This window comes from Cytobacillus gottheilii (assembly GCF_001636345.1).
Lineage (GTDB): Bacteria > Bacillota > Bacilli > Bacillales > Cytobacillaceae > Cytobacillus > Cytobacillus gottheilii.
Map to the genome: position 1 here is coordinate 1210596 of NZ_KV440945.1, position 17910 is coordinate 1228505.

At 39.9% G+C, this 17910-nt stretch carries 16 protein-coding genes and 1 other annotated feature; of the genes, 15 read left to right on the top strand and 1 reads right to left on the bottom strand.

Features of this window, described 5'->3' with window-relative positions:
* Positions 1 to 29: 29 nt before the first annotated feature.
* From tkt to A6754_RS05900, 12 genes are all read left to right on the top strand, one after another.
* On the top strand, positions 30 to 2051 hold the full coding sequence (tkt, locus tag A6754_RS05845; RefSeq protein ID WP_066442933.1) for a transketolase: 2022 nt from the start codon (positions 30 to 32) through the stop codon (positions 2049 to 2051).
* A gap of 226 nt (positions 2052 to 2277) precedes the next feature.
* Entirely contained in the window at positions 2278 to 3234 is a 957-nt protein-coding gene (locus A6754_RS05850; RefSeq protein ID WP_066442934.1) for a sugar-binding transcriptional regulator, read from the top strand.
* Positions 3235 to 3274: 40 nt separating this feature from the next.
* Positions 3275 to 3700 (top strand): cupin domain-containing protein, encoded by a 426-nt coding sequence (locus A6754_RS05855; protein WP_066442935.1) that lies wholly within the window; start codon positions 3275 to 3277, stop codon positions 3698 to 3700.
* A 280-nt stretch (positions 3701 to 3980) separates the two neighbouring features.
* Positions 3981 to 4709 carry a MurR/RpiR family transcriptional regulator gene (locus tag A6754_RS05860; protein ID WP_066442936.1) on the top strand — a complete coding sequence of 243 codons (729 nt, stop codon included), beginning with the start codon at positions 3981 to 3983 and terminating at the stop codon, positions 4707 to 4709.
* Between the two features lie 123 nt (positions 4710 to 4832).
* Positions 4833 to 6308, top strand: coding sequence for a glycoside hydrolase family 1 protein (locus A6754_RS05865; RefSeq protein WP_066442937.1), 1476 nt, complete (start codon positions 4833 to 4835; stop codon positions 6306 to 6308).
* Positions 6305 to 6613 (top strand): PTS sugar transporter subunit IIB, encoded by a 309-nt coding sequence (locus tag A6754_RS05870; RefSeq protein ID WP_066442938.1) that lies wholly within the window; start codon positions 6305 to 6307, stop codon positions 6611 to 6613. Before A6754_RS05865 ends, A6754_RS05870 begins: the two co-directional genes overlap by 4 nt.
* A 23-nt stretch (positions 6614 to 6636) precedes the next feature.
* A complete protein-coding gene (locus A6754_RS05875; protein WP_066442939.1) occupies positions 6637 to 7983 on the top strand; it encodes a PTS sugar transporter subunit IIC in 1347 nt (448 codons plus the stop codon).
* 76 nt (positions 7984 to 8059) lie between these two features.
* Positions 8060 to 8293, top strand: coding sequence for a hypothetical protein (locus A6754_RS05880; RefSeq protein WP_066442940.1), 234 nt, complete (start codon positions 8060 to 8062; stop codon positions 8291 to 8293).
* 14 nt (positions 8294 to 8307) lie between these two features.
* The gene (locus A6754_RS05885) at positions 8308 to 9219 is read left to right on the top strand and encodes an ROK family protein (protein ID WP_082851621.1); all 912 of its coding nucleotides are present in this window, start codon (positions 8308 to 8310) and stop codon (positions 9217 to 9219) included.
* Positions 9207 to 9518, top strand: a complete 312-nt coding sequence (locus A6754_RS05890; RefSeq protein WP_066442941.1) for a PTS sugar transporter subunit IIA — start codon at positions 9207 to 9209, stop codon at positions 9516 to 9518. The genes A6754_RS05885 and A6754_RS05890 overlap by 13 nt, the downstream gene beginning before the upstream one ends.
* A gap of 12 nt (positions 9519 to 9530) precedes the next feature.
* A complete protein-coding gene (locus A6754_RS05895) occupies positions 9531 to 10859 on the top strand; it encodes a 6-phospho-beta-glucosidase (protein ID WP_066442942.1) in 1329 nt (442 codons plus the stop codon).
* 1120 nt (positions 10860 to 11979) lie between these two features.
* On the top strand, positions 11980 to 13161 hold the full coding sequence (locus A6754_RS05900) for an MDR family MFS transporter (protein ID WP_066442943.1): 1182 nt from the start codon (positions 11980 to 11982) through the stop codon (positions 13159 to 13161).
* Between the two features lie 58 nt (positions 13162 to 13219).
* Here A6754_RS05900 and A6754_RS05905 read toward each other — a convergent pair whose 3' ends face one another.
* The gene (locus tag A6754_RS05905; RefSeq protein ID WP_066442944.1) at positions 13220 to 13564 is read right to left on the bottom strand and encodes a hypothetical protein; all 345 of its coding nucleotides are present in this window, start codon (positions 13562 to 13564) and stop codon (positions 13220 to 13222) included.
* Positions 13565 to 14146: 582 nt separating this feature from the next.
* Positions 14147 to 14374 (top strand) — a binding site (T-box leader).
* A 192-nt stretch (positions 14375 to 14566) separates the two neighbouring features.
* Here A6754_RS05905 and leuS point away from each other — a divergent pair.
* From leuS to A6754_RS05920, 3 genes are all read left to right on the top strand, one after another.
* Positions 14567 to 16984, top strand: coding sequence for a leucine--tRNA ligase (gene leuS / locus A6754_RS05910; protein ID WP_066442945.1), 2418 nt, complete (start codon positions 14567 to 14569; stop codon positions 16982 to 16984).
* 213 nt (positions 16985 to 17197) lie between these two features.
* Entirely contained in the window at positions 17198 to 17497 is a 300-nt protein-coding gene (locus A6754_RS05915; RefSeq protein ID WP_066442946.1) for a rhodanese-like domain-containing protein, read from the top strand.
* A 230-nt stretch (positions 17498 to 17727) separates the two neighbouring features.
* A complete protein-coding gene (locus A6754_RS05920) occupies positions 17728 to 17910 on the top strand; it encodes a sporulation protein Cse60 (RefSeq protein WP_066442947.1) in 183 nt (60 codons plus the stop codon).

A 17910-nucleotide genomic window follows, 5' to 3' on the forward strand; every position in this document is an offset into this window, starting at 1 on the left:
ATTCTTTTCGTTAATGGGGGAGTTTGAAAATGACAAAATTTATAGATCAGCTGTCAATTGATACGATACGTACACTTTCAATAGATGGAGTTGAAAAAGCGAATTCAGGTCATCCGGGGATGCCAATGGGTGCAGCGCCAATGGCTTATACACTGTGGACAAAGTTTATGAATCAAAATCCATCAGATCCTAATTGGTTTAATAGAGATCGATTTGTGTTATCTGCGGGGCACGGATCAATGCTTTTGTATAGTCTTCTTCACTTGTCTCATTATGATTTATCAATGGATGAGTTAAAGTCTTTCCGCCAATGGGGAAGTAAAACTCCTGGCCACCCTGAATATGGTCACACACCTGGAGTGGATGCAACAACGGGACCACTTGGTCAAGGTGTTGCGACAGCAGTGGGGATGGCAATGGCGGAAAAGCATTTAGCAGCAAGATACAATAGAGAAAATTACTCTATCATTGACCATTTTACATATGTTATTTGCGGAGATGGGGATTTAATGGAAGGAGTCTCCTCTGAGGCGTCTTCACTAGCAGGCCACTTAGGACTGGGAAAATTAATTGTTTTATACGATTCAAATGATATTTCACTAGATGGAGACTTACATAAATCTTTTTCTGAAAGTGTTGAAAATCGTTATAAGGCCTATGGCTGGCAAGTCATTCGAGTTGAAGATGGAAATGATGTGGCCGAAATTTCTTCAGCTATACAAGAAGCACAAAAAGATCTTGATCGTCCCACTCTAATAGAGGTGAAAACAACAATTGGATTTGGCTCACCCAATAAATCAGGAAAATCGGTTTCGCATGGCGCGCCACTTGGTTTAGAAGAAGCCGAATTGACAAAGAAATCTTATGGATGGGAATATGAGACATTTTATGTTCCTGAAGAAGTATATAAACATTTTGATATAGAAGTACACGAAGCAGGTAAAGCCAAGCAGGAAGATTGGAATTCTGCTTTTGAATCCTATTCAAAAACCTACCCTGAACTGGCGGCAGAGCTGGAGAAGGCAATTACTCAGAAGCTGCCAAGTGAACTGGAGACAAAATTAACAACGTATGAAGCTGGAAAGTCTATGGCGACAAGGGCATCTTCAGGCAAGACGATTAATGAAATAGCTGAGATGGTTCCATTTTTCTTTGGAGGATCTGCTGACTTAGCTGGCTCTAATAAAACTTATATGAATCAAAAAGGTGATTTCTCTAAGTTAGATGCCAGCGGAAAAAACATATGGTATGGTGTTCGTGAGTTTGCTATGGGTGCAGCAATGAATGGAATCGCTCTGCACGGTGGATTAAAAACATATGCCGGTACTTTCTTTGTATTTTCAGATTACTTAAGACCAGCTATTCGTCTGGCAGCACTAATGAAATTACCTGTTACCTATGTGTTCACACACGATAGTATAGCTGTTGGAGAGGACGGTCCTACACATGAACCTGTAGAACAATTAGCAGCATTGCGTTCAATGCCTGGACTTTCCGTGATCCGTCCCGCCGATGGAAACGAGTCAACAGCAGCTTGGAAAATTGCTTTAGAATCAAGTGATACACCAACAGCACTAGTACTATCACGCCAGGACCTTCCTGTACTAGAAGGAACAGTTGAAGGGGTGCACGATAATGTTGAAAAAGGAGCATATGTTATATCACCAAGTAAAGGGGAAGAAGCAGATGTCCTTTTACTGGCTTCCGGTTCAGAAGTCAGCTTGGCAATAGAAGCTAAAAAAGCCCTTTCTGCAGAAGGGATTGATGTTTCAGTTATCAGCATGCCTTCTTGGGATCGTTTTGACAAACAGTCTTCGGTCTATAAGGAGTCCGTTTTACCAAGAAATATAACAAAAAGAATTGCTATTGAAATGGGCACATCATTTGGCTGGGAAAGGTATCTCGGCTTTGATGGTGATATCATTTCCATTGATACGTTTGGAGCATCTGCACCAGGAGATAAGGTTGTAGCAGAATACGGCTTTACTGTAGAAAATGTGGTGGAAAAAGTGAAGCAGCAACTATCAAAGAACGTGGCTGCAGGAGTATAGATGTAGACTGATTTAATCATTAAAACATTTATAACCGAAGCCATTCTAATGTGGTTTCGGTTTTTTATGAGAAAATATAAGATAGCGGAAGTTCTCTCTCTATTGTTCAGTTAATGTCCGTGATGTTTTCGAACGACATACCATGGTCAGTGCTTTTCCATGAATCGTGTTGTAAAATGAAGATATTAGGAAATGTTGGGCAGTATTAAAAGGAGAGAATAGAAGAATGGACTGGCAGGAAAAACGTTACATGGTGAAAGTGTGCAGTATGTATTATCATGATGGACTCACACAAGCAGAAATCGCAAAAAAATTAGGTGTGTCCAGACCCGTTATTTCTAAATTGCTTCAAAAAGCGAAAGATGAGGGGATTGTGCGAGTATATATAATGGAAGAAAGTGTTCGCACGGTTGAATTAGAAAGAGAATTGGAAGATAAGTTCGAACTGGCTGATGCTGTTGTCATCCCGCATAATGGATTATCTGGTGAAATGGCCAGACGTGCTATTGGACAAGCTGCAGCACATTATATTTCACAAAATCTAAAAAATGTCGAAAATATTGGAATCTCTTGGGGAGAGACGCTGGCTCATTTCGTCAATGAATTTCCCTTCCTGAAAAAAGATGATATTACCGTTGTCCCATTAGAAGGCGGCATGGGGATTAAAAATGTAAACATACATGCCAATCAGCTTGCGAATGAACTTGCTAAAAAATTGCATGGCAATTGTACTTATCTATATGCACCTGCAATCGTCGAAAACGAAGAATTAAAGCAGCGATTAATGTCAACTCAAGATATACAAGCAGTATTGGAAATTGCCCGAAACGTGGATATCGCGATTGTTGGGATAGGGAATCCTTTCGAAGATTCAACACTCAGAAAAGTAGGATACATAGAAGAGCAGGATCTGCAGGAGTTAGAAAAGAAAGAAGTTGTTGGTGATATTGGTTTCCGCTTTTTTAATATCAGTGGTCAGTCTATCAACGACTCACTTACATCCAAAATTATTGGTGTGGAATTAGAAGAATTTAAAGAAATTAAAAAGGTCATTTGTATTGTAGAAGGAACCCATAAGGTAGATAGTCTGCTTGGAGCTCTTAAAGGCGGTTTTATTGATATCTTAATTACGGATGAAATGACAGCCGGTGCTTTAATGAATAAGGACAGTGCTGGATTGTAAATAGTATTTGAACTAAAAAATCGCCCAGAGGGAGGTACGTATGGATAAAAAAATGTTTATAGTTAAAAATGATGAAATTCAAAATGCTCTTCTCAATAGTACAAGACAATATTTAACAGGTAAGTTAGCACTTCCGCAAGAGTTAAATTACTTTGAAGATGAAAAATTAGAAATTGGCATTACATCCTACTCAGATGCATCTGCAGAAATGCCGCATTATCATACAAAAGCTCATGAATATCAGTTTTTAGTCAGCGGTGTAACAGAGTATCTTGATCTGGATACAGGTGAAACCTACAGATTTGAACAAGGAGATTTTTACGTAACTCCTCCAGGAATTAAGTATGCGCAAAGATCACTGCCAGGTACAACCATATTTTTTATCAAGTCACCAGGCGGAAATGACAAAGTCTCGATAGAAGCAACACAAGAAGTAAGAGATTGGATGAATCAGCAAGTTAAATAAGCAGGTAAAAAAAGGGGCAAAAATACATTTTGCTCCTTTTTATTTTTGAAATTATTCACACGTAATGCAGGTAATGCCCCACTTATTGGTGAGAGAGATGACTTGATTAAAACAAATGATTTAGCATATTCCTCGGCAGTCTGAAATTACTTAGACCCCATGAAAGAGGAATACCTGAATAAAAATAGAAATATAAAGCAAATACTTCTGATTTAGTACATGGAATGATAGTCGCAATTATGTAAGAAAGTGTAAGTGCTTCTTACGGAAGGAGGACCAAATGTTTTCAAACAAAATCATCTCATCGTTCAATGAAATGGAATGCTCGTTATACAAATATGTCATAACAAATGCTGAAAAGGTCACTTATATGAGAATAAGAGAATTGGCAGATGAAACACATGTATCAACTTCATCTATTTTGCGCTTCTGCAGAAAGCTGGATTGCGAGGGATTTTCAGAGTTTAAAGTGAAACTTAAGCTCTATATTGCGAAAAACCAGCCTGAAGAGTTAAAAAGCACTCAGCATGCCCTCTCAGAATTTGTTGAGCGGACGTTAAAAGGCAGCTTTGAGTCTTATATAGAAGAGACAGCTTCCTTTATTTCAAAAGCAGAAAGTGTGATTTTTTTAGGTATTGGCAGCTCAGGAATTATGGCGGAATATGGGTCACGCTATTTGTCGAGTCTTGGGAAGTTCTCTCTTTATATTAAAGACCCTTTCTTTCCCATTCATTCAAAATACTCTAATGATAGTGTAACCATTGCCCTCAGTGTCTCAGGAGAAACAATGGAAATCATTGATTTGATTAAAAAATTAAAGGAAGAAGGCAGTACAATTGTGAGCATCACCAATCATAAAGATTGCACGATTGCGAGAATTTCAGATTTAAATATTTCCTATTATGTCACAGAAGAATACCGGAGCAAATCGAATATTACTACACAAATTCCAGTTGTCTATTTACTGGAAACGATCGCAAAGGAAATTTATAAACAGGCTAACAGTTAAGGAACATCCTGTTTCAATCTTGGAACAAGTAACAATGTATGATACAAAATACAAATTTTAAAATTTGTATTTACTCTGTAAATGAAAGCGTATACAATATTATATATAGAAAGAGGTGATTAAATGATCCATACAACTAAAAAATCTTTTCCAAGAGACTTTTTATGGGGATCTGCCTCGGCTGCATATCAAGTTGAGGGAGCATGGAGTGCGGATGGCAAAGGGCCTTCTGTCTGGGATATCTATACAAAGCTTGAAGGAACAACGTATGAGGGAACGAATGGTGACGTAGCGGTTGACCATTATCATCGCTACAAGGAAGATGTAGCATTAATGGCAGAAATGGGTTTAAAAGCTTACAGATTCTCTGTTTCCTGGAGCCGTATATATCCAAACGGGACAGGAGAAGTGAATGAAGCTGGTTTACAGTTTTATGATGATTTAATAAATGAACTGATTCAGCATGGGATTGAACCGATTTTAACGGTATATCATTGGGATGTTCCACAGGCACTTATGGATCGATATGGCGCATGGGAATCCAGAGAAATTATTGAAGACTTTAATGAGTACTGTATAACTCTATACAAAAGATTCGGCGACAGAGTGAAGTATTGGGTGACTCTGAATGAACAGAATGTCTTTATTGGGCTAGGATATCGTACAGGACTTCATCCGCCAGGAGTCAGGGATAATAAAAGAATGTATGAAGCAAATCATATTGCAAATCTTGCTAATGCGAAAGCGATTCAATCTTTTCGAAGGTATGTACCTGACGGAAAAGTAGGTCCGAGTTTTGCATTTGGTCCAACATATCCATACTCATGTCATCCAGATCATATTCTTGCCTATGAAAATGCGGAAGATCTGAACAATCACTGGTGGCTGGACATCTATTGCTGGGGAACATATCCAAAGGTCAGTCTGAATTATTTGCAGGATATTGGTGAAGCACCGACGATCTTAGATGGAGATATGGAGCTTCTTGCTTATGGACGCCCGGATTTTATTGGTGTGAATTATTATCGTTCAGGCACTGTGGAAATGAATCCTTTAGACGGCATTGGCATTGGGGCGATGAATACGACAGGAAAAAAAGGCACTTCAGAAGAAAGCGGAGTACCCGGGTTATATAAATCAAAAAAAAATCCGCATCTTGAAGCAACAAACTGGGATTGGGAAATTGATCCTGAAGGATTGCGAATTGGTCTTAGAAGGCTGACAAGCCGGTATGGATTGCCGATTTTAATTACCGAAAACGGTCTCGGTGAGTATGACACGCTGTTAGAAGGAGAGTATGTGTTAGATGACTATCGGATCGACTATATAAAGGCACATGTAGAAGCCTGCCAAAATGCGATTAGCGATGGTGTGGACCTGCTTGGTTATTGTACTTGGTCCTTTACAGATATTTTAAGCTGGCTGAATGGTTATAAAAAACGCTATGGGTTTGTGTATGTGAACCGGGATGAACATAGTGAAAAAGATCTTCGCCGGATTAAGAAGAAAAGCTTTTATTGGTATAAACAAGTCATAGAGACGAATGGGAATAACTTACAGAATATTCCGTCAAAGATATTAAAGGAGGAGCATCAATGAAAAAAATATTATTAGTTTGTGCAGCTGGAATGTCCACCAGCCTGCTGGTTAACAAAATGAATGAAGCAGCCAGCGGCAAAGGTGTTGAAATAGATATAGTTGCTCTGCCTGTATCTGAATGTGAAAAAGCAGCCGCAGAAGTAGATGTTGTCCTGCTTGGTCCTCAGGTCAGGTATCAGAAATCTCAGGTGGACACGATGGTAGGAGGGAGGGTGCCGGTAGAAGTAATCGATATGAGAGCTTATGGAACCATGAATGGAGGAGCAGTACTTGAAAGAGCTTTGGAGCTGATTGATGGAAAATAAAAAAAGAATATAGGGGGTAAATCATGGGATTCATGGATCGCTTTGAACGTGTAATGGAAAAGGCGCTTGTGCCAGTAGCAGCAAAGCTGAATTCTCAGCGTCATATTGTCGCCATTCGGGATGCGTTTATATTGGCATTTCCGATCACGCTTGCTGGATCATTAATTGTTCTATTAAACTTTGCGGTGCTTGCACCAGATGGCTTTATTGCTAAGATGCTATTTTTGCATAAATTATTTCCTAATCTGGCAGATTTTCAGCAGGTTTTTGCACCTGTCTTAAATGGTTCAACTAGTATTCTATCTATTTTCATCGTCTTTCTGATAGCGAGGAATATAGCCATTGCTTTAAAGGCCGATGATTTGTTGTGTGGACTGACGGCTTTATCTGTATTTTTTATCGTATATCCTGAATATATCATTGTTGATGGTGCAAGCCTGCTATCTACCCAATGGGTGGGTGCTCAAGGGTTATTTGTGGCGATGCTGATTGGTTTGCTCGTAGGAGAAGTTTTCAGTAAGCTGTCAAAAGCAAAGAGACTGCAGATTAAAATGCCTGCATCTGTGCCTCCAGCCATTTCAAGAACGTTTCTAGTACTTTTCCCGATTGTAATCATTACGATTCTTTTCTCAATTGGTAACGCTATCATCTTAGCGATTTTCCCAGATGGCATTCATGAATTAATTTACACATTAATTCAAACGCCTTTAAAAGATTTAGGCACCAATATTGTTTCTTTGGTCATCTTAGCAATTGTTTCTAACTTGCTTTGGGTATTTGGTATTCATGGACCAAATACGATTGCAGCTATACGTGAGGGCATGTTTGCAGAAGCTGGTCTTGAAAATTTAGAGTTTGTTGCAGCAAATGGAACAGCATGGGGAGCACCGTATCCTGTTACTTGGGCCATTAATGATGCATTTGCCAACTACGGCGGATCTGGAATGACGCTAGGATTGATTATCGCCATCTTTATTGCCTCAAGAAGGAAAGACTATCGGGATATCGGAAAGCTTTCCATCGCGCCGGGTCTCTTTAATATTAATGAACCGATCATTTTCGGATTGCCGGTTGTGTTAAATCCAATCTTAATTGTGCCATTTATTCTTGTACCTGCGATTAATATCATCATCGGATATATAGCGATTACGACAGAGCTCATACCGCCAATCGCGTATTCGGTTCCATGGACCACTCCAGGACCGCTGATCGCCTTCTTTGGCACAGGCGGAAACTGGCTAGCGTTAATTATAGGGTTTGTGTGCTTAGCGATTTCTACACTCATTTACCTGCCATTTGTTATTGCGGCAAATAAAGCAGCAAATGCTCAGAAGTCAGTAGAAACAGATTCTAAAAATGTATCAATGTAATTTTCATTAAAAGCTGGTGCTCCCGCCATGAACAGATGGCGGGAGCATTAAGGATATGTATTGGAAGGAGAGAACGATGGAAACTTATCACGCGCAGATGAACTGTGGACAAATCTCATATATTTGTGATTTTTTTAAAGATTACCAGGATGATCATGTGAAAACCGATCTGCAATCCTCTAATAGGGTCCAAGCGGTTTTTTCTGTTTCAACTGAACTAGAGAAAGACGACGCAGAAAGACATTTAAAACAAGTATTCAAAGAATCAAAGTTTGGACCAGGTCTTTATTATTCCATCAAGGTGCTGTAGAAGGAGTGGTAGGTTTGTATGCAGCTTTTGATATAGGCGGTACAGAAGTGAAGTATGCAATGCTTTCGATGGATGGAGATTTTCTTCATAGAGGAAGCTTCCTAACAGAAAGAGACAATGGACAATTGATTTTAAATCAGATGCTGGATGTACTATCACAGTATAAGGAATTAACAGGAATAGCCATTAGTGCACCCGGATTTGTGAATGCTTACACAGGCTTTATCGAAAAAGGCGGAGCCATAACAGATTTTGATGGTTTTAATATGAAGGACTATTTAGAAGAAAAAACGGGATTACCTGTCACCGTTGAAAATGATGTCAATTGTGTGGCGCTCGCAGAGAAATGGCAGGGAAAAGCAAAAAAGCTCGAACATTTTCTTTGTTTGACGATCGGCACTGGAATCGGCGGTGCAATGGTCCTTGATAATAAACTATATCGAGGAGCATCGTTTGCAGCTGGAGAGTTTGGCTACATGATTACACATGGCTTGCAGGGGGGCTCAATCGATAAAAGTACATTAAGTTCAACCGCTTCTGTATATGGTCTGCGAAAAAGGTACGCAGATATAAAAGGGATTTCAATGAAGGATATAACAGGGGTAGAGATTTTTGAAGCAGCAGATCAAGGTGATGAAGATGCGATCAGTGAGATTGAATCCTTCTATGACCATTTATCTACGGGGCTTTACAATCTGTATTTTATGTTTAATCCAGAAAAGATTTTAATCGGCGGAGGGATCAGTTCCCGCACAGAGTTATTAGAAGAAGTCCGCCAAAGAGTATATAAACTGAATGATTATATCGATGGAAACATCATAGATATTTGCCATTTTAAAAATGAAGCTGGATTAATCGGTGCTTTGTACCACCATCTAGAACAATATAAAACTGAAAAAAAGGATGAGACTGTATGGAAGGGTTAGAAGCTGCAGCATTTCAGATTATTAGTAATGTGGGAACAGCAAAAAGTCTTATTATGGAAGCGCTTTTTGCTGCACGGGCAGGAAATTACCAAGAAGCAGAGGAGAAATTAACAGAATCAAAGCAATATATGAATGAAGGGCATCACGCTCATATGGACCTGATTCAACAGGAGGCATCCGGAGAAAAGCTGCCATTTTCGCTGCTGCTGATGCACGCAGAGGACCAAATGATGAGTGCAGAAACGATCAGGGATTTAGTTTCAGAAATGATTCTTATGTATAAGGAAATGCGAAGCTAAGGAGGAATTATCTTGAAAAATGGAATTAAAATTGTAACAATTGGCGGAGGTTCAAGCTACACACCGGAGCTTATCGAAGGTTTTATTAAAAGATATGATGAACTGCCAGTAAGAGAATTGTGGCTTGTTGATATTGAAAAGGGAAAAGAGAAACTGAATATAGTTGGAAACTTAGCAAAAAGAATGGTGGAAAAAGCCGGTCTGCCCATCGACATTCATCTTACATTAGATCGCCGTGAAGCTTTGAAGGATGCAGACTTTGTCACAACTCAATTTAGAGTAGGGCTGCTGGAGGCTAGAGCAAAAGACGAGCGCATTCCTCTTAAGTATGATGTCATCGGACAGGAAACCAATGGTCCTGGCGGCTTATTTAAAGGGCTGCGCACGATTCCAGTCGTGTTAGATATTTGCCGCGATATGGAAGAACTTTGTCCAGACGCCTGGCTTGTCAACTTTACTAATCCTGCGGGAATGGTGACAGAAGCAGTTCTTCGTTATAGCAATATTAAGAGAGTAGTAGGGCTGTGTAATGTCCCAATTGGAATGAGAATGGGCATAGCAAAAGCTCTTGGAGTTGAGCCAGAGCGAGTTCAAGTAGACTTTGCAGGTTTGAATCATATGGTGTTTGGGCTGGATGTTTATGTCGATGGAAAAAGCGTACTAGATGAAGTCATCGCTGCCCTCGGCAACCCGGAGAATGAGATGACGATGAAAAACATTGCCGGCTTTGCATGGGATGCCGATTTTATTAAAGGTATGGGTGTCATTCCATGCGGCTACCACCGTTATTACTACAAAACCGATGAAATGCTTCAGGAAGAAAAGGAAGCATCAATTGAAAAAGGAACGAGAGCAGAAGTTGTTCAAAAGCTTGAAGCTGAGCTGTTTGAGCTCTATAAAAATCCAAATCTGGCCATCAAACCTCCTCAGCTGGAAAAGCGAGGCGGAGCATACTACAGTGATGCGGCCTGCAGCCTCATTAACTCAATCTATAATGATAAACGCGATATTCAGCCAGTTAACACACGGAATAATGGGGCCATTGCCAGCATTCCAGATGATTCTGCAATTGAAATCAACTGTGTCATTACGAAAGAGGGGCCAAAACCGATTGGAATTGGTGATCTGCCTGTGCCAGTCCGTGGACTTGTACAGCAGATTAAATCGTTTGAAAGAGTTGCTGCAGAAGCGGCTGTTACAGGAAATTACCATACAGCTTTAGTAGCAATGACCATCAATCCACTAGTGCCTTCAGATACGATAGCAAAGAAAATCCTGGATGAAATGCTCGAAGCGCATAAAGAAGACTTGCCTCAGTTTTTTTCGGAGATTAAATCATAATATTGTTTTGGCAAGAGCTTGAAGCAAAGTATGGAGATGCTTGCTTCAGGCTTTTTTGTATTTTTTATTTAAATGCTTGCTGAGAGGATTGAAATTAGAAAGTTTTTCAAGTGCTAGTTTATTTTTTGGTGAAGTAGTATTTTTAGTAGATTGTTTTAGTCCTGCTAGTCCGATAACTGGGGGGATTTGGGGGATTTGTGGGTTAATGGGACTCTGTAATCCGAGATAGGGAATTTTATATCGTGTTTTTGGGTTAAATGTGACTTGTTAGTCCAGTATATGGAAAATAGTGGTGATTCCGGGTTCAACGAGACACGTTAGTCCAGTATATGGAAAATGGAGTCGTGATTACGGGGTAAACGCGACACAATAGTCCAGTATATGGAAAACAGAGTCGTGATTCCGAGCTAAACGCGACACAATAGTCCAGTATATGGAAAACAGAGTCGTGATTACGGGGTAAACACGACACGATAGTCCAGTATATGGAAAATGGAGTCGTGATTAAGAGTTAAACAAGACACGATAGTCCAGTATATGGAAAACAGAGTCGTGATTCCGAGCTAAACGAGACACACTAGTCCAGTATATGGAAAAAGGTGTCGTAATTACGGGTTAAACGAGACACAATAGTCCAGTATATGGAAAACAGAGTCGTGATTACGGGGTAAACAAGACACGATAGTCCAGTATATGGAAAACAGAGTCGTGATTACGGGGTAAACAAGACACGATAATCCAGTATATGGAAAACAGAGTCGTGATTCCGAGCTAAACGCGACACAATAGTCCTGTATATGGAAAAAGGTGTCGTAATTACGGCTACAAGCAACCAATCCCCTCATCTTATCGCGAAAACAACCGGCTACTTCATTGTGCCTCATTTATCATATTAAAACCTCGAAATGCTGATCTATTCAAACATTTACCACCGAACAAGATGCTTTGAGTCAATGTTTATAAAACGGTCATGCTTACTTCCTTTTTCTTGTAAAATTCCGAAAATAATGTAAGTAATAAAACCTATTGCAATACATATAAAAAAGACATAGAATTACTTTGGAATTCGAAATAAAGTACGGTTTTTATGAACTTTTAAAATATATAAGGGAGGTTGCGTATGCCTCGTGTAGTATGGCTTTTGGTAATTGGTATGGCTGTGAATGTAACAGGTTCTAGTTTTTTATGGCCCCTTAATACGATCTATATTCATGATCATTTAGGAAAATCCTTATCGGTCGCTGGAATAGTGCTCATGCTGAATGCGGGAGCAAGTGTTGTCGGCAATCTGATCGGCGGTACGCTCTTTGATAAGATTGGCGGTTTTAAGTCTGTACTCCTCGGAATCGGCATAACCGTCTCAGCGTTAATGGGTCTGTCTTTATGGAATGACTTTTTGCCTTATGTAATCTTCTTAACCATTGTTGGTTTCGGTTCAGGTATTGTGTTTCCATCCATGTATGCAATGGCCGGTTCTGCCTGGAAGGAAGGCGGAAGGAAAGCATTTAATGCCATTTATGTAGCGCAAAACTTAGGTGTTGCGATTGGATCTGCCTTGGGCGGAATTGTAGCATCCTTTTCATTTGATTTAATTTTTGCGGCAAATACGTTAATGTATATTATTTTCTTATGTATTGCTGTGTTCGGCTATAGAGGAATCAGTGCTTCTGCCAGCAGTCAGACATCCGTGATTGCTGAGAGCGGAGCAGTTAAAAGTCATACAAAATTATATGCTCTTTTAACCTTATGTATTGGCTATTTACTGTGCTGGGTTGGATATGTACAATGGCAATCCACTATTTCTGCCTATACACAAGAGCTCAATATATCGTTAAGTCACTATAGTTTATTATGGACAGTAAATGGTGCGCTGATTGTATTGGGACAGCCAATTGTAAATCAATTGGTTAAGCGGATCAGCTCATTAAAGCTTCAGATTAATATTGGTATTGTGATCTTTATTGTGTCATTTGGTGTTGCTGCAGGTGCTCAGGAATTTTCAGCATTTATGGCAGCCATGGTGATTTTAACAATTGGTGAAATGCTGATTTGGCCGGCAGTTCCTACCATTGCTAATTCTCTTGCTCCTAAAGGCAGAGAAGGTTTTTATCAAGGAATTGTCAACAGCACCGCAACTGGCGGACGCATGATCGGACCACTTCTTGGAGGTTTACTAGTCGACTTCTACGGTATTTCAATGTTATTTATGTTATTAATTGTGCTTCTGGTCGTATCCATTTTTACAACGCTTATTTATGACCGGAAACTGAAGGAAAATAAACAGCTTGCACATGCATCATAAATTTAAAAAAGGACGCTGAATGAATTTTCATTTCACGTCCTTTTTTTACATTATAGGATTAAGAAAGATCAGCTAGGCGGCTGTCATCTTCTATATAAATCGTATGACGGAAGAAGCTTTTCAAAAGGATCCACCGTGCTGGATACATGCTGATGAAGGACTGCATGGCTTCATATGAATGAATTAGTAAATAATCTACAGGCTGTCTTGTTTCTTTAATATCATAAAAAAGCGCATGGGGAATAGTGTAATAAGGATTAAGCTGATAAGGATTTAATGTTTTTTCTTTTAAATGTTGTGTTTTCATATAATTTGTAAGGCAATTTATTTGTAATTGTTTGCTTTCTGCCTTTGATAAACCTTGTAAACTTAGATTTTCATTGACTAGCATGATCGCATTCATTTAGAATCACATCCTCACTATATGTTTGGCCTAAAATTCCGCATGATATACGTTTGTGAGGTGGAGGAACAGTGTTTTTATCACCTTAGAACACGATTCAGCCAAAAACTTTATTCAAGGTTGTGATCACAATGACTAGAGCACCTTTTGCTGAAAGTACCAGCCAGACTGGATCACGGAAATCATCTGCAGTAGATAAAATAAGCGGAGGTTTTCCGCTTATTAGCATTTTGGAGCTTTTTTAGGAGAAAATAAGGGGAGTTTTTCCGGTTATGTACAGATAAATCGGTCATTTTCATGTGTTTTGAAGGAATAGTCGGAATTTCTCCCTCTATTTTAGCTGTTTTTCGAGCAATATCTTAAATAAAGGGAATTTCTCCGCTTATGGCGAACTCGACTATCTGCATCTAATCAACCATTACGGCTTTCGGTACTCCCCCTTGTTGGCTATGCTTCTAAATTCCACGCCATCTCACAGTCACACCATTAATCAGCACTGCATATCCTATGTACTATATTTCTTCTGGAAAAGCCTGCTTGCATCCTGGCGGGAAATAAATTACAATGTCAATATATTTATATTGAACTGCTATGATAAGGAATAGTAATGATCGCTTGCCTTGACCTATAGAGAGCTGACGGGTGGTGAAAGTCAGCCTGGCACATCATGAACTCGCCTTTTGAGCAGCAAGCATGAACCTTCAGTAATGCTTGCCGTATTCCGCGTTAAGGATGAATGAAGCGGGTGACTTTGTCACTAATGTGGGTGGTACCGCGGGAGTAATAATACATATATCTCTCGTCCCTTATTTTTAAGGGACGGGAGTTTTTTATTTTTGCTGTTTTTCAACAGCTAACTAAAGCGGAAGTGGGAAGGTGAGCTCCGCAGGCACTCGCCAAGCAAGCTCTCTACTTCCCCGCGGAAAGCGAGTACCCTGAAGCGGAATAACTATTTTTTGTTCTTTATAGTTAGCAGTTATTATGATTTAGGAGGAAACAGACATGAACTTCAATCATCAGGAGATTGAAAAAAAGTGGCAGCAATATTGGGAAGAAAATAAAACATTCAAAACTAGCGAAGAAGAAGGCAAGCGTAAATTCTATGCGTTGGATATGTTCCCATATCCATCAGGCGCCGGCTTGCATGTTGGGCACCCGGAAGGATACACGGCTACAGATATCCTTTCTCGTATGAAAAGAATGCAAGGCTACAATGTCCTGCACCCAATGGGCTGGGACGCATTTGGATTGCCAGCAGAGCAATATGCGATTGATACAGGAAATGATCCTGCAGAATTTACCGAAAAAAATATCAATACATTCCGCCGTCAAATTAAAGCACTGGGCTTTTCTTACGATTGGGATCGCGAAATTAATACAACAGATCCAGACTATTACAAATGGACACAATGGATTTTTATCAAGCTCTATGAAAAAGGCTTAGCTTATATCGATGAAGTGGCGGTAAACTGGTGTCCAGCACTAGGAACTGTTTTAGCAAATGAAGAAGTAATTGATGGAAAAAGTGAGCGTGGCGGGCATCCTGTAGAACGCAGACCGATGCGCCAATGGGTATTGAAAATTACGGAGTATGCTGATCGTCTTCTTGACGATTTAGATGATCTTGATTGGCCTGAAAGTCTAAAAGATATGCAGCGCAATTGGATTGGCCGTTCTGAAGGTGCTGAGGTGACTTTCAGCATTGATGGTCATGACGATACATTTACTGTGTTTACAACACGCCCTGATACACTATTTGGTGCAACATATGCCGTTTTAGCACCTGAACATGCGTTAGTTGATTCAATTACAACAGAAGCTCAAAAAGCTGAAGTTCAGGCATATATCGAGAAAATTAAATCGAAGAGCGATCTTGAGCGTACGGATCTAGCGAAAGAAAAAACAGGTGTCTTTACTGGTGCTTATGCGATTAACCCGGCAAGCGGCGAAAAAATGCCAATTTGGATCGCGGATTATGTTCTTGTCAGCTACGGAACTGGTGCGATCATGGCAGTACCTGCACATGATGAGCGTGATTATGAATTCGCACAAGCGTTTGAATTGCCGATTGTAGAAGTTGTGGCAGGCGGAGATGTCAGCAAGGAAGCATATACTGGCGATGGCGAGCATGTGAACTCTGATTTCCTAAATGGTCTTAACAAAGAAGAAGCGATTACTAAAATGATTGCATGGCTTGAAGAGAAAGAGATTGGCACGAAGAAAATTACTTACCGCTTGCGTGATTGGCTATTCAGCCGCCAGCGCTACTGGGGTGAGCCAATTCCAATTATCCATTGGGAAGATGGCACAATGACAGCTGTACCGGAAGAAGAGCTTCCGCTTATTCTGCCTAAAACAACAGAAATCAAGCCGTCAGGAACAGGTGAATCACCGCTTGCTAATATTGAAGACTGGTTAAATGTTGAGGATCCGGCAACAGGCAAAAAAGGCAGACGTGAAACAAATACAATGCCGCAATGGGCAGGCAGCAGCTGGTACTACCTTCGTTATATCGATCCGAAAAATAGCGAAAAAATTGCTGATCCTGAAAAAATTAAAAAATGGCTTCCAGTTGATATTTATATCGGCGGTGTGGAGCATGCCGTGCTTCACTTGCTATATGCAAGATTCTGGCACAAGGTGCTATATGATATTGGAGTAGTGCATACAAAAGAGCCGTTCCAAAAACTATTTAACCAAGGAATGATTCTTGGCGATAATAACGAAAAAATGAGTAAATCAAAAGGAAATGTTGTTAATCCGGATGATATCATTTCAAGTCATGGAGCAGATACACTGCGTCTATACGAAATGTTTATGGGACCGCTGGAAGCTTCAATTGCCTGGTCAACAAATGGTCTTGATGGAGCAAGAAGATTCCTTGACCGTATCTGGCGCCTATTTATTGAGGAGAATGGTCAGCTATCCTCCCGTATTAAAGGGAATGAAGAAGGCGGAGAGCTTGAAAAGGTATACCATCAGACTGTTAAAAAGGTAACTGAGGACTTTGAAGGGCTGCGTTTTAATACAGCGATCTCTCAAATGATGGTCTTCATCAATGATGCATACAAAGCAGAAAATCTGCCAGTAGGCTATGCAGAGGGCTTTGTTAAAATGCTTTCTCCAATTGCTCCACATATTGCAGAAGAACTTTGGGCGAAGCTGGGTCATAGCGGTACGGTTACGTATGAGTCTTGGCCGGCATTTGATGAAGCAAAACTGACAGACGATGAAGTTGAAATCGTTGTACAAGTGAATGGAAAAGTAAAAGCAAAGCTAATGGTTCCAGCAGATGCACAAAAAGACATCCTTGAGCAAATAGCAATGGATGATGACAAGGTCAAAGAGCAAATTGAAGGAAAAACGGTTAGAAAAGTGATTGCTGTACCTGGAAAATTAGTTAATATCGTTGCAAATTAATAAAAAACATTCCCTGATTGCTTTTTCAGGGAATGTTTTTTACACTATCAGTATTATAAATGAGCAGCAAGGATAAATTTCGGCGCTGTGGCTCATTTAGGAATGTAGTATAAGTGCAACTAAGCCTCTGGCTGTGCCTTGCAGGCTTGCCAGTCGGCAAGTTTTCTTTACTATAGGAATAGTGAAATCGGCAATAGAAAGGATGTATGTGAAATGATTCCAGAAATAACAACAGAAGAATTAGAACAAAAGCTTAAAGCTGGTGAAAAGCTTGAATTGATTGATGTGCGTGAGGATGAAGAGGTTGCTGGGGGAATAATTCCTGGCGCAAAACATATTCGTATGGGGACAATTCCTGAAAATCTTGATCAGTTGGACAAAGAAAAGGAATATATCTTTATCTGCCGTTCTGGCGGACGAAGCGCTAATGTCTGTCATTACCTGCAGGACCAAGGCTATAAGGTCGTCAACATGAAAGGCGGCATGCTTGACTGGAGCGGCGAAACTGAATAAATAGCATAAGCACCCAAACTGACTTGGGTGCTTTGTTTATGTCTAGCTCCAAGCGCTAGGGACCTCATGGTCTAGCCAATCCAGCCAAAAGCTAGTAATTGCAAGTTAGATAGGAAATGTTAAATATAAATCATCTTGATTTCTTGGAATGTGATATTCGTTAAACAATAGAATACTATGTTTGAATTTTGACCATAATGAGGAAAAAAGGCAAATGAGGGAGAGGTCAAATGATTAAAGTAAAACTATTTGATCATGAACATGAAAAGGATTTAGAGGTTGAAATGAATAAGTTCTTAGAGAAGATGGATGAAAAAAAGCTGCTCGATATAAAGTATAATGTGGCGGCTGTTCAAGAGGAAGATGATGAACAAATCTATTGTTTTTCAGCAATGGTTATTTATAAGGCCTAA